The sequence below is a fragment of the Armatimonadia bacterium genome (genome assembly GCA_039679385.1).
Taxonomy (GTDB): Bacteria; Armatimonadota; Zipacnadia; order Zipacnadales; family JABUFB01; genus JAJFTQ01.
In genome coordinates this window covers 1-13,848 of the sequence record JBDKVB010000183.1, presented here as the reverse complement: position 1 = coordinate 13,848, position 13,848 = coordinate 1, and the positions used below count along the sequence as shown (strand labels likewise).

General features: G+C 63.1%; 6 protein-coding genes. 4 read left to right on the top strand and 2 right to left on the bottom strand.

Annotated features, from left to right (window positions below; genetic code table 11):
- The first annotated feature begins 16 nt into the window (after positions 1 to 16).
- The 4 genes from ABFE16_20780 to ABFE16_20765 all read left to right on the top strand — a co-directional run bounded on the left by ABFE16_20780 (position 17) and on the right by ABFE16_20765 (position 12,721).
- Complete coding sequence (locus tag ABFE16_20780) at positions 17 to 2,152, top strand: vWA domain-containing protein (protein MEN6347739.1); 2,136 nt, start codon at positions 17 to 19, stop codon at positions 2,150 to 2,152.
- A 36-nt stretch (positions 2,153 to 2,188) separates the two neighbouring features.
- On the top strand, positions 2,189 to 5,404 hold the full coding sequence (locus ABFE16_20775; protein ID MEN6347738.1) for a tubulin-like doman-containing protein: 3,216 nt from the start codon (positions 2,189 to 2,191) through the stop codon (positions 5,402 to 5,404).
- 351 nt (positions 5,405 to 5,755) lie between these two features.
- A complete protein-coding gene (locus ABFE16_20770) occupies positions 5,756 to 8,284 on the top strand; it encodes a hypothetical protein (GenBank protein ID MEN6347737.1) in 2,529 nt (842 codons plus the stop codon).
- A gap of 192 nt (positions 8,285 to 8,476) precedes the next feature.
- Positions 8,477 to 12,721: a 3'-5' exonuclease gene (locus ABFE16_20765; GenBank protein ID MEN6347736.1), complete on the top strand. Its 4,245-nt coding sequence runs from the start codon at positions 8,477 to 8,479 to the stop codon at positions 12,719 to 12,721.
- 279 nt (positions 12,722 to 13,000) lie between these two features.
- Here ABFE16_20765 and ABFE16_20760 read toward each other — a convergent pair whose 3' ends face one another.
- On the bottom strand, positions 13,001 to 13,426 hold the full coding sequence (locus tag ABFE16_20760; protein MEN6347735.1) for a transposase: 426 nt from the start codon (positions 13,424 to 13,426) through the stop codon (positions 13,001 to 13,003).
- Between the two features lie 8 nt (positions 13,427 to 13,434).
- The gene (locus ABFE16_20755) at positions 13,435 to 13,569 is read right to left on the bottom strand and encodes a hypothetical protein (protein ID MEN6347734.1); all 135 of its coding nucleotides are present in this window, start codon (positions 13,567 to 13,569) and stop codon (positions 13,435 to 13,437) included.
- Between the last annotated feature and the right edge of the window lie 279 nt (positions 13,570 to 13,848).

Sequence of the window (13,848 nt, the reverse complement as noted above, 5' to 3'; positions counted from 1 at the left end):
CACGATGGAGTTGGCGATGGCAGAAGAGAGCGTCACAGTCAGGTGGCGCCTGTGTGCAGCCGCCTGCCTCGCTGTGCTGATCGTGGCCCTGTGTGGGCTGGGCGGGTGCACTGCGCCGCCCGCAAGGTCGGAGATCACTCTGAAGCTACCAGAACCAAGCCCGCCTCTTGTGGACGTGGCTCTGCTTCTGGATCAGTCAGGCAGCATGAACGGTCCCCAGGGCACGGATCCGCAGGGCGTGCGTGTCGAGGCAGCTCGCTACCTGATCGCCAACATATCTGAGAAGAGCGCCGAGGACCAACCTAACCGGATCGCGGTGCTGGACTTCGGGGACCGTGTGAGCCCGGAGACTGCGCCACTCACTGCAGTCACTCCCAGTTCTGGCTTTCAGGAGGTTTCGGCCCGCGTGGCCGCAAAGGGCATGGGGGGCACCAACACACTGGCAGCACTCAAGGCTGCGACCGGCAGCTTGCGCTCTGCCGGAGGCTTTGACGAGGGGCGCAAGTGTCGAATCGTCCTGTTCACGGATGGTAAGCCTGAGGATAGCCGCAAGCTCAGCACCTCAGCTTACTTCGATGAGATCAGTGCCTTCGTCCAAAAGGAACTGGTCCCGAATGGCTGCGAGCTCTACGTGATCGCCGTAGACCAGCAAGGTGACACCTGGGCGGAGTGCGCCGAACTTTGGAGTGCGATCGCCGGTAGCGAGCGTGTGGCGTGCATCAAGTCGGTGTCCGAGCTCAGGGAGCGCTTCAATCAGGTCATCAACCGCATCTTCGGCATCCCCAACGTCCCGCCAGACATCTTGACCGCAGGCCGAAAGACGTTCACGGTCAGGCCGTACCTGGACCGCGTGGAGTTCCACGTTTTCCCCGCGACACCCGAATTGAGGCTCCGGATACTGCGGCCCGACGGCACGGCCCTGTCGCCGGGAGCCGACCCAGATACCCGCAGGCGCCAGTTCAAAGGCTACGACATCATCTCGGTTTTTGACCCCGAGACTGGGCAGTGGCAGTATGAGATCACCGAGGGAACGGGCCGAGTCGAGGTCTACCGTAACGAAGTACCTCTGCAGATGAACCTGGTGCTGCCCAAGACGGTTCACCCGCAGGGAAAGAGCCTCCGCGTCGTTGCAAGTTTCGCTCGGCACAGTGGGAAGCCAGTGGAGTCAGACGCGCGTTACCCCCTCGGCCTTAGCGCCCAGGTCCTTGGGCCAACAGGCGGGCCCGTCAACCTTGAGTTCGGTAAGCCTGCCAGGAGTCTGTACTACGGTGAGCCGGCGATACCCACGAAGCTCCCCGGTGTCTACAAGCTGACTCTGCGTGTACAGGCGGGAAGCGTCCTGGATGCCACCACTACCTACAACGTCAAGGTGGCCTCAGTCCCCTATCTCGAACTCACGCCGGTCACCCTCACTGGCTTCCCCTTCACCCAGCAGTTCCTCGCGGTGGATGGGACGCTGATGCTCTCCGGGAAGCCTGCCCAGCCCGAAAAGCAGTTCAGCAACCATCCCAACCATCTCTACCTGGCTCAGCTCTCAGAGATGCCCGATGGCAAGGACTCGCCGGTTCTCTGGCTCAAGGCCAACGGCAACCGCTTCTCAACGCGGTTCGCTGTGCCTATGCGGACGAGACTGTTCATCCAGCAGCCAGTGCCGGGCGACTGCGTGCTTCACGTCGAGCATACCGGGACGCCAGCAGGAGACGTGGAGTCCACGTGCCATGACACGAGCATGCAGGTTGTCCATATCCGAGCAACGGGGTGGAGCACGCCGCTCCGAGTGCTCATCCTTCTCGCCCTGTTATACGTTGCACTGATTGCTCTCTCCTGGGCATGGCTGCTCTGCCGGCTACTAGGTGCCCGGCGCATGAGCATGGACATACGTATCACCCACGCCGGAACGGGTCAGGCACTCGCCACCTTCAGGAATGCAGGGAAACGGGTCGCATGGGTGAGGACGACTCCTTGGAAGGACCCCACGCCGGCAAAGGGCAAACGGGCACTGCGCGTGCGGCCCCGCCGCTTCGCGTTCTGGGGCATCGACCGCGCGGGGGTGCAGGTCGGTTGCGCGCGGTTCGTCTGGGGTCTCGCAGTACCATCACGCCTCAGGAAGGGTCAAGCGACTGCCATCGGCTTGATCAGGGTTCGGAGCTAGACAGAGCTTTCCACCATCACGCAGGAGGGGCCGATCATGTCAATCCTCGTCGTCGGTGTCGGTGGGGTGGGGCGCGGTGTGTGTAACTGGCTCAAACATAGGCTGGAACACGAGTACGGAAGCGCCGCCGCCGCCGGGTTCTCGATGCTGGTCATAGACGGTCCCGGGGAGGACGACAACCAGTACAAGCTGCCTGACGGGTTCCAGATCGATGTCAGCCCCCAATCCACCGAGTTCTACCAACTTGAGCAGCGTCCGGGGCCGGCCATTGTAGACATTCAGGCTGGCCGTTCCCATCCCTACATCGACCGGTGGCTCGGGAGGTCAGAGGCGCAGAAGATCAGCAACCCCAACGGCATCATCCCTGAGACAGGCTACGGCCAGGTACGCCCTGCCGGTCGTGTTGGGTTCTTCCTGGAGTCCAGCGACTTGGCGCCCCGGTTGCGGGCACTGGTGCAGGGGCAGGACTTCATCGTCATGATCGGGTCACAGTCGGGTGGCACCGGTTCCGGGATGCTCCTGGATGTAGCACAAATCCTGCGCAAGGAGAAGCCACCGTCGACTCCCTTCCACGCCTACGTCGCATTGCCCAATGGGTTCCGGGCCATCTTCGGCGACGACCAGAGCCGGGGCCAGGGCAACGCTCGCGGTTTCGCGGGGATGAGGGAGCTGGAGCGGTTGTTTATGAAGCCTGGCCATGTCGACTACTGCCCTGGAACGTCGGTCAGCAACAGCGAATTGTTCGACGGGTGCTTCATCATCGACGGAGAGGGGCGCGGCGGGGTCAACCTGAACGGCAAGGCCCCACTCTTCGGGGTCTGCCCTGCACTGGCCGACCACTTGCTGTGCACTTACGGGACGGGTGTGGCAGGGACATCCGCCGCCAACTGGCGACAACACTGTACCGTGCAGGTGCCCGGTGGGCCTTCTGAGCCAGGGTACATGGTGCCAGGCATCTACACGTACCTGTATGACTGGAAGGCTCTGGAAACCAGCTTTGCTTTCGGGTTCGCGCGTGAGATCTACGACAGGCTGCTCACTGTGCCGCCCGACGAAGCCGACAAGGGGCGGCAGCGCGCTGAGGCGGCGCTGCGAACCACGGGCCCTGGGACGCTTAGCCTAACCGTCGCGACTGCAGGCGGCCTGCCCGTTCGGTGGCCCGAGTTGAACCAGCCCGATTCGCTCGAGGGTCTCGTGACTTTGCGGCGCAATCTCAACACCAACGGGCCAGCAAATGCGGAGGGCCCCAGGCCCCCATATGCGACTGTAGTAGACTGGCTTGACCTCAGCCGGATCTTCCGCCCCGTGCCGAATCAGGACGTTGTCTCACAGTGCCATGGCTTCACCGCGCAGACAGTGGGGCAACAGACTGACACCCCTGACCCTGGGCACGATGCGACACTGTGGGCTTGGATCAACTACCAGCGGGCCGGTATATGCCGAGACTTCATCGTCCAACTGGCCCACCAACTCCTTGAGCTGTTCTACGACACCCAGCAGGGCAAGTGGCGGACGTTGGAGCAGCGCCCGTACAGTCTAGTCATCGCGCGGGACGTCCTGCTGAGCTGCCGGAAGCTGCTGGATGCGGAGTTGGCGGAGGTGCGGGCGTGGCTCAACAGGTTCGCCGACGAGAAGGTCATGCAGCGTGCCGAGGGCGTCCTGAAGGGGGAGGAGGAGAACCTGCTCTCGCAGCCCCCGAGCAGAGGGAATCAGGCGGTGTTCGTGGAGGGTCCTTACCAATGGTACCACACCCTCGTGGAATGGCATACGCTGCTCCAGGCGTATGAACTCACGCTCGCGGACATGCTTGCACTAACCAACGACCTCTGGATGAAGGTTGGTGAGACGGCAGACGGGTGGATTGGCTATCTTCAGGCCTGTCGCGAGCAGATGCAGACGGCCAGCGAGAAGGACCTTACCTTCCGGCAGGAGTATGCAAAAGCACTACCACGCTGCTACCTTCCAGACCCCGGAGGCCCTACCGAGCGACAGCTCTACGTCAGTCTGGTAACCGACAGCGGCATCATCGGCGCGCTCCTCGGCCAGATGCAGTGGCAGTTCCACAGCCAGTTCCGTAGCGGAGGCGGGCTTGCCTTCGGGACTACCGTGGGAGCGGACGGCATCGCCACGTCGTTCGATTGCTTCCTCGTCTGCCCAGACGTGCCGGGCTACGATCCCCCGGACCAGCTCCGGCAGTGGCTTGCCGATGGGGTGAGTGGGTCGTATAGGAAGACTCTCACCTACCGTCACAAGCCAGAGCTCTTCGTCCAGGATGGCCGGAACAAGTGTGGGGGGCCGCTGGCCACCAAAGACATCTGGGAGATCGCCGCCCTGGAGGCAACGGCGCGCGGTCGGGATCTTCAACAGTTCGGCGATGAGATGGCTGCTTCCCTGGTGTCCAAGTCCGAGCCGGCGCTCCTGCTGGTGGGAGACGCGACGCCCACTGAGGAGAGCTTTGGCGCCTATATCCCCAGTGCCGCTTCGGCGCTCCCCGTTGCCGTAAACGCCGCCCTGACGGCGAACCAGATCCGCCCTGCGGGGGTTGCGGCGGGTTCGCCCTTCCGGTACTCCGTTGCCGTCGCCCGCGTCGCCGCTCGTCTGCGGCTGCCTGAGTGGGAGTACTACCCACGAACACGGAGTGATTACTATGAGTGGAGGGGCGGCCTCCCTTGCCACTGCCACGCAGAAGAGCGGAATGCGACGGACTACGTCGAGGAGTTCTTGCTGGCCGGCCACGTCGTTCAGGAGTCCCAACTGCCGCTCCACCCCAGCGTCTGTCGCCACTTGGGGAACTGGGAAGCCTTCCAGAGCTTCGCCGTGTGCTTCGCGCTTCTGGGCACTTCGCTTAGCGTCGAGTATCCGCTTGCCGATACCGGCGGAGGGGTAGCGGCACGTCGGCTGCAGATACCCGACTGCCAGACTGGAGCCGGCCCACAGGCCGTCTGCGACCTTGGCCTCGCCTGCAACCTCGACGGTGCCCTCACTGCCCTGATGGCGGACACCCCGCTGGCCCAATCAGCCCGATCCCGGCTCATCACGTTCTGCCGGGAGGACTTGCCGAGGTACCTCGCCATCGACCCGTCTGCCAGCCCCGCGGTTGAGGCAGCAATGAGGCCGCAAAGCCCCGCCGCTGTTGCCCTCCCACCTCTAGACACGACCAGCACCGGCCCTGAAGGGCTGAACAGGACCCATCTGCAATGGGCCATCTGGGCGGCTTGCTGGCAGTACTGCAACGGTGTGCTGGGGATATGAGGACTCACCAGAGACGAAAGCGATGGGACCCAAAGCGCTGGTACGTCCCGCGCAAGCCTTGGTGGCGGTGCTGCCTTCTACTCCTCGCACTTGTGAGCGGGGCAGTAGCCGTGGTTGCGAGGACGCTAACAGCCTGACACCTATGGCGACCAGACGTCCTGGGAGCCAGGCCCTCGGGCATGCGCTCGTGTGAACGGGCGCATGCCTCCCGCACCCAAGCCGGACTTCCGGGCTAACAAGCGTGTCTGCCGAGGACCGACGGTCGCGGGACCTAAGGGGTTCGAGGGTCGGCGATGGTCTGGAGCCATCAAGTCTCATAGGTTCCTGCAACACACAGGAAGGAAGGGTACCATGGATATCGACGCCGAGGTGAGAGCTGCCAATGAGTTTTTCGCCGTCCGCGGTATCGGTCGGGATGAGTACCTTTCGAGCTTGTTCACGGTCCTCATCCCGACGTGGCAAGGCGCACTCAGTCCGACCCCGCATATGCCCATGTGGATGATGATCGACCACTACTGGGACCATGCGAGACAGACCTACGCCGCGGTCCCGCGCATCATACAGGCCATAGAGCACAAGCTCGAAGAACCCGTCCTTCACAATCCCGGGGAGTGGTTCACCCTAGCGTGCGCAGCATACCTGCACGATGCGGGCATGTCCTGCCCGCATAGCGAAGTCGAGCAGTTCCGCCAGACCGCGCTCGGGGAGGTGAGGAACCAGGACTGTGAGCTGATATCGGCCGATGCCCGCGGCCGGGTCCAGAAAGAGTGCGCGTCTGGCATCATCGGCCCGTCGACGATCCGCAAGCTTCATGCCGATATCGGTGCTTGGCGCGTTGCCAGGGCGGCCAACCCTCTGATGGCGCACAACGGCGGTTGGGCCCGTATCGTCGCCAAGGTGGTGGGCCTGCACCGGCGAGGCGCGGACCGCCGTAATGCAGGGGTAGAGGAGAACGATACGTATCCTTTTCACGGCGATGAGCAAATGGCCAAGATATACCCCATACGGGTGGGCGTTCTGGCTTCCCTCCTCGCGCTGTCTGACGGCTGCCAGATCGGCTCTGGCTGGGTTCGTGACCTGGAGCAGATTGAGGCCAAGGCAGCGGAAGTGAGAGAGGAGATACGCAAACTAGACCAACCAACCCCGGAGCTTGAGGGGCTCCTGAGAGCCCAGAACACGCACTACCTGATGCATCGCACCGTGCGGCGCGTCCATATGCTCCCAGAGATGGTTGTGATCGAACCTGTCAGCCTAGACGATCAGTGGCTTGATCAGGCCCCGGCGCCGCTGCTGGATGGGGCGCCTGCAGAGTCGCATAGAGACCTGATCGCTCTGGCGCAGACGATGGTCCGAGATGAACTGGAGAGCTGCCGAGCGGAGCTGGTGGAGCTAGTTGGGAAGGGGGACGTGTTGCCCGAGGAAGTCGCTGTACTCGGCGGGGACAACGAGGCTGACCTGCGGACGCGGATCGAGGAGTGGCTGAGTCTCCCCCTGATCGGCGACACGGCTAGCCTCGGAGGGCTCCTTGACGTAGACTACAGCGCAGGCACCCTCGATCAGGACCCGGACCCGTATGCTGACATATGCAGACGCAGCCTCTGTGATGGCTTTCCACTGCTAGTCCAGAGACGTCACATCCACCACGCCTGGCCCCGCAAGGCCTTCGAGGTCCTCTATCTTAAGCACCCCGTGATCATCAAGGTGGAACGTAGTGGTCTCCATACGCTGCAAATCCAACTTGATGGACAGGAATGGGGCGTCTACAACAACAGGGGCAAGAACCTGATGCTTCGGGAGATGGTGCCCCAGAACCGCGCGGAGGACGCCTATCGCCTGTCGGATGAGATCCATCAAGCTCTCCTGTCCCGGGAACCCACGGTGAAGGTGGTGGATCCCGTGGAATTTCCCCTGCGGTGGGCCTCAGGGGGGATCATTCCCTTCCCCCGTCTTGGAGGTAAGCTCTACTGCGCCCTGTTCTTCCGCGACATCGCACCTATTGGCTGGAACGTGGCCAACGGGGCGTCCGAGAGAGACCGGGAATGGCGTAGCCCCGCGACCTACCTGATGAAACGGGAATTCGGTGAAGAGATGATGGTCGTGGAGCGCTTCGCGGTAGACAGCGGGACTGAGACCATACGGGTCCGGCAACGTCTTCCGCTCCTGGACGGGATCATTCCCCCATGGCACGATCCCGACAGGGAGGTCTGGAAGCAGTACTCAAGCCGCCATCGTGACCTGCGCCGCGAACAGGACGGTCTCTTGGTAGTCGACAGCAGAGAGGGGTTCTCATACTTCCCCTTCCACAACGCGCTCGGGACGGTGGAGGTCAAGGATACATCGATGCCTGACGATGGGCCCGGGACCTGTCAGAACGTTGTGTTCAGTATCAACCCCACAGAGCTCGGTATCGAGGTGTTGTGGCCCGTTGAGTTCAGTCTGGGTCCAGGAGACACGCTTCTGGACGGAGAGATCCTCGAAGACCGCCAGTCTCTCGTTCGAAGGCCGGTTCTCCTGCTGTCTGTCGACTACCTGCGCGGGATCTGGCAAAGGGAACACATGATAGGTAACCCCTGTCGTGAATCCGGGCGCGAGGACGGCAGGCTCCTGCCTGAGATCCCCCCCGAGCACTACCGTCTCTACGATGATGATATCTCGCTGAGGCAACGTCTCATCAGGCGTGCTGAGGTAGAGCCGACCTGGGCCAAGCAACACAGGAAAGTGATCGATATGGCAACGAAATGGCTGAAAGAGTACGCCGGAGCCTTCGAGCCGCTTCAGAAAGGAGACACCATCCAGGACGCGAGGCTGAGGACACTATGTCCGGTGAGCTGGAAGGCCCTTGAGGTGCTCTTTGCACACGACTGCATCCCCAAGGAATAGGCGGGCTGAGTTGGTGCCGAACACGCTTGGGCCAGGGGGCGCCTGGCGTTCAGGTGGCCCTTGCCTCCGATGCAGACGCCTTGGGGACTGGGCTCGCCAGCTTCTCAATCCGCAATCCGCCGAACGCTGCGACGTCAGACGAACGCCCAGGCAGCATTGGGCAATATCCGGCGCATTAGGTGGGAGGACCCCATGGTGCTTCTGTACACGACGGCTGAAGTTGACAGGCAGATAGGCGAATGGCAACTGACGAACCGGCGAGAGAACCTCGAGGAAGCAATGCGCCGAGAGGGGATGGGGGGCATCGCGGCGCAGGCACGCCGCCACCGCTCACCCCGCTACCTATTCCAGTGGGGCAGGTACCGTGTGTTCGGCTACCTCCTGCAAATCAGCGGGAGACCGGTACTGCACTTGTGCAAGGCTTTCAGACGGGGTGACGCGGCCTACGCGAGCTTCGACTACGAGGACCTGAGCGAACCAGAGGAGTGGGCCACTGAGGAGTGGGTCGCCGTGAACCTCAATAGGATCGCACCAGGTCTGGTGGAAGGGGCTGTACAAGAGCCGCAGCCCCTTCCCGCCTTGCTGGAAGAGTGGCTTCTGCCCCCGGAAGGCATTCTGGACAAGAAGGGGGGCCTCGCAGTATACGAGAGCATCGAATGGGTCAGACAGATGGAGAGGGTTGATCGCGCTTACTGGCTGAACTACCGCGACCTGATAGTCCAGGTGTGTGAATTGGTGCGTGGCGGGGAAGGCGATGCAGCGGGGGAGCCACACTACACCCCGGGCGGAGGGGTAGGCATCTGGCACTGTCGCGTCGTAGTCGACGGACCATCGGCCCACAGCGTCATACTCCTCCTTGCCCTTACGGAGCCGAACGCCGACGCCGGCGGGGTGCCCGCTCAGGCCCACGAGGGCATCACCGAACTCGACCAGGTCGCCGCGTTGTCTCAGAGAACCTACCCAGAGTACCTCCTGTATGACGACGGAGCTTGGCTTGCCATCGAGGAGAACGAAGCGGCGAACCTTGCTTTGTCTGGCGAGGAGGAGGGCCTCCTTCGGACCACGAGTGCCCCGACCGGTGAGATGCTGACCTTACCGCTTCTCATCAACGGTCGGGCAGGCAGTGGCAAGACGACGATGCTGTGGTTCCTCTACGCACAGTACTGCGATCGGTTCCTGCAGAGCCCGCATCGGGCGTGCCTCCCGACGCCGATCTACCTGACCTACAGCGAGAGCCTGCTGGAGCGTGCGGGTGAAGGTGTCCTGAACATACTCAAGCACCACGCGAAGTATGTGGCCAGTGGGGGTGCCCCTCCCGAAAAGAGCAGCGTGGATAGCCTCTTCTCCGTGTTCCTGGAGTATGTACGCGGGTTGCTGCCCCTTGGGATGCGCGGCAGGTTTGGAGAGAACAACTACATCGACTTCCATCGCTTCCGTAGCCTCTACTACAACCAGGAGCCAGGCGGCCGAGGTTTCCAGCAGGCCGGGAACCGCCGCTTCTCGGCCGACGAGGCATGGCACGCTATACGCTCGTACGTGAAGGGCTGGTGTACCGACATCGCGAGCCTCGATGATGTTCTACCCCCAGAGGACTACTGCGAACTACCGCGAGACGACCGAACGCTGACGGAGGACATGTACCAGGATATCTTCAGCACGGTCTGGAGCGGTTGGTACAGGCAACTGACTGGCGACGGTGGCTTCTGGGACGATCAGGACCTGATCAGGCAAGCGCTGCTTGAGGGAGACCTCGGGCCCGGGCATACTGCCGTCTTCTGCGACGAGGCGCAGGACTTCACCAGGATCGAGACCGACCTTATACGTCGTCTGTCGGTCTTCTCGCGCTACGAGATTGCCCCACCTGTGTCCTGCCTTCCCTTCGCCTTTGGCGGCGATCCCTGCCAGACCTTGTCTCCGACCGGGTTCCGATGGGAGAACCTTGGTGTCATGCTGCAAGAAGGGCTCATTGATGTCGTGCTGCCACAGTGGCAGCGCAACTACACCCTGGGGCTCCAGCGGTTCGACCTTACCAGGAACTACCGATCAACCGAGCCGATCGTCAAGGTGTGCAACGTGGTGCTGCTCTGGCGTCGTCTAGTCGGCGAGAGCATCGAACCCCAGCGCCCCTGGGCATCGCCTGGTGGTCCACCCCCAGGTCTCTACGTCCTTGGTGACGGCTCAGACGCTGAGAGCTTGCGCCAGAACGCCCGCAATGTCACGATCATCGTCCCGGTGGGGTCCAACCAACTCGCGGACTACATCGAGGGCGACGAGGTCCTCAGGACGATGGTCACCGAGGAACAAGCGGTGAACGTCTACAGCGTGGCCGATGCAAAAGGCCTCGAGTTCGACAAAGTGGTTGTCTACAAGTTCGGCGAAGCCTGTCCCTCAATAGACTGGGACCACTTCGCTGACCATTCAGATTCCCTGGAGCTCAGGTATTTCCTCAATCGCCTCTACGTCGCCTTGACACGAGCGAAGAGTGATCTGTTCATCATAGACACGGCGCAGGGCTACGAGCGGCTCTGGCAGCACGCAACACCAGAGGCGATCCAGGCGAGCTGTGCTCTGGCGGACGCGTCTAGACCGGGGTCCTCGTGGGGTGACCTGACCACCGGCTTGGACAGGATAACCACTCTCCCCAACCTGGATGAAGGTATCGACCTCGTCGCCCAGGCAACCCGGCTCAAGGAGTGGGGGATTGAGAACAGAAGCGCGAGCCTGCTGGACAGGGCCAAGGGCTACTACGAGCGCGCCCACAGGGATCGTGAGGCCATACTATGCGGAGCGTATGCGCTCGAGTACCGTCGGCAGTCCCTTGCAGCGGGCGAGCAGTTCGCCGGCCTTGGGATGCAGGACGATGCGTGGCGCTGCTACTGGGAGGGGTGTCACTGGGCGGAGCTGCACCTGATGCTGAGCGAGTACGCCGACCTGCGGCCCGGACACCCGGCGCGTCTCCTTACTCCCTTCATTGTCGGAGTAAGGTCCCTCCAGCAGTTTTCCGGAGACCTGGTCGCTCGACTTGACGAGGGTCTTGTGGTACCGGAAGCTGCAGCCCAGTGGGTGGCGGTGGCCGCCAATATGCGCGACCAGGTCGGCAACCCAGGCACAGACTGGGGTCCCGACGGGGCACCCGTCGGCAGGGCGGCCGAGGAGCTTACGCGGCGAGGGTACCTTCCGCTCCAGGTTGCGGCCCTGGCGTATCACAGGTCCGGACTACACCAGCGCGCAGTCGAGCTCTTCGAAAAGTGCAAGGCAGACTGCGACGAATACCGTCGATCGAAGGCCGAAGTGGTGGGTATGCCGGGAGCGCTTGAGTGGCTGCTGGGGCTCAGCGACAGAGCGAAAGCGGCGCAGGAGGTCATAGGTGCCTGGGAAGCCGAAGGCAGCCCCAATGCCCCTGCTTGGTTGCGGTACGTAGCGGTTGCCCTGCAGCGAGCAGGGCGCGGCGACGAGGCAGCGAGAGCCTACCTCAGAATCGGTGAGGCGAAGAAGGCCAGACAGGCTTTCGACGCCTGGGATTCGGCGGGAGTAGCAGGCGCCAAGAGGGAGGAAGGGAAGACTGTCCTCGGCGATCTGATCGAAGCCCTTGTCTCAGAGGGGTGGGGCTCGGAGGCCATCGACGCCCTACGTGATCCCCACCGTCTGGAGTTGGACGACAGCGAGCTGCTTGTGCTTCGGTGTCGCCTGGTGCGGGCGCTTGCACGGTCCAACGAAGCGTGGGGAGCGCACAACCCGCAACGTCAGCTCTCAGGTATTCTCAGGGCCGTGTCGTCCTCAGACGGATGGGAGATGCATGCGAGCTGGGAGGAGCTCGGGGCAGCTTACGAGCGGTCGGGGTTCCTTAGTGACACCCTTAAGTTCTACCATGGCATCGCGGAGCGGATACTGGCAGCAGCCCCGGCGGCGAGACGTCGCTGGGTGGCAACGAAGATCAGTCAGGTCTCATACCTCAAGGAGCGCCGCCAGGAGGACAACGCGAACAAGCAGCGGAGCGTCCTCGACGACCAACGGCGCGCGTGGGGAATCGACGAGCACGAGGAGATCCCCCAATACCCTGTGCTCACTGAACTAGCCGCGCACGACTCCGCGCCCGGCCTTCGCCGCCCGTCAGTCAGTGGCATCCCCAAGGCACAGGTCACTGGCAACGGCGACCAAGGAGTGCGGTTCGAGTTTGCACACCTGGAGATACAGGCGGATGCGAAGCTCGGCATGGTGCTGATCATTGACCGTCGGACCTTTGACACCATTCGCGTCATGGAGTCGCCACTCACCATCGGGCACACCAATGCCAGCCCCGAGTCGGCCAGTCCCGAAGGCGATCATTCCATCGCGCAGTTTGACGGCGGGGGCTACTCTGTGGAAGCAAGGAGACATGACAGTACCTTTGCGCTTAGGATCCGGGTCGATGGGCAGGAGGTTCTGGTCGGCTGGTGACGGCCTTAGCGGCCCCAGCCTGCCCGCGAGGGTACATAGCTATCCGGTGGCAACGCCACACTCAGGGCACGCATGTCCCGGCAGGGCGTCGGCAGGTGCCGTTGCTCTCGTACCGGTGCCTGCCGACGTGCGCTGTCACAACCATCCCGAGACCCGTGATGACCTGACGCCGACAGCGTGTTGCGTCGCGTCAGCAGCGCCACGGCGATGGCCCACTTCGCCGTCAACCTCGCCCTTCGCCAGGTCCAAAGGCACGCGCACACACCATGCTAGCCCGCATTACCCGTGAACCTCGTCGTGGCGGTGGGTTCTGGTGGCGGTTGGAGGCGCTGCAGCAGGTCCCGCCACAGGTCCTGCACCGGGCAGCCCGAAGCCCAGCCATATCCGCCGCGGGTGGGGCCAGCTGTCGCGGGTCCTTGGCCAGGCCTGCCGCAGTCGCGCCACCAGCACCTGCGCCATCCGCCACAGCTCGCGGCGGCCCATGGAGTTCCCGAGCCGCGACAGCGTCGGCAGGCTGGCCAGGTCATGACCGCTCTGCGGCAGACACCCGACTACCGTTTTGGGCACCGGATCGCGGCGCAACTGCGTGGCGTCGTTGCAGTCTTCGTAGGCCGCGGCGATCTGGAACACGCGCTGGGTAACCAACTCCTGCACCTGATGGCGGACCTTCGCGGCCTGGCGCGTGTCGGGAAGGCAGGCGGCCAACCGATGGCTCAGCCCGAGCTGGGCATCGGCCGCGACAGGAACACAAGGCCGCCGTCGCTGGAGATGTCGCGGCCGGAAAACTCGCCGACGACCTGCTTGCCACGAGGGAATGCAAGGGGCAGTTGGCCCAGACACTGTGTCATACCGGAGAGACCTCCCGAAAGGGCACTCTGTTGGCGCAGAAGCCCATTTCGACGTCTCTCCGGTTTCACTTCCTTGGGAACTCATGAATGATGCGGGCTAGTCCTGCTGTGGCCACATCCCCCACAGCCACAGGCTCTACGGGTCTCGGGAGGGGCAGCCAGAACACCTGGGGAGGATGGCCGCGCTGGACGACGAACTCAACACTGAGGAGCCAGACCCTGCAACTGAAGCCCGAGGGGCGTTTCAGGCCCTGCAGGTTAGTTTTGGGCCCCTACGGG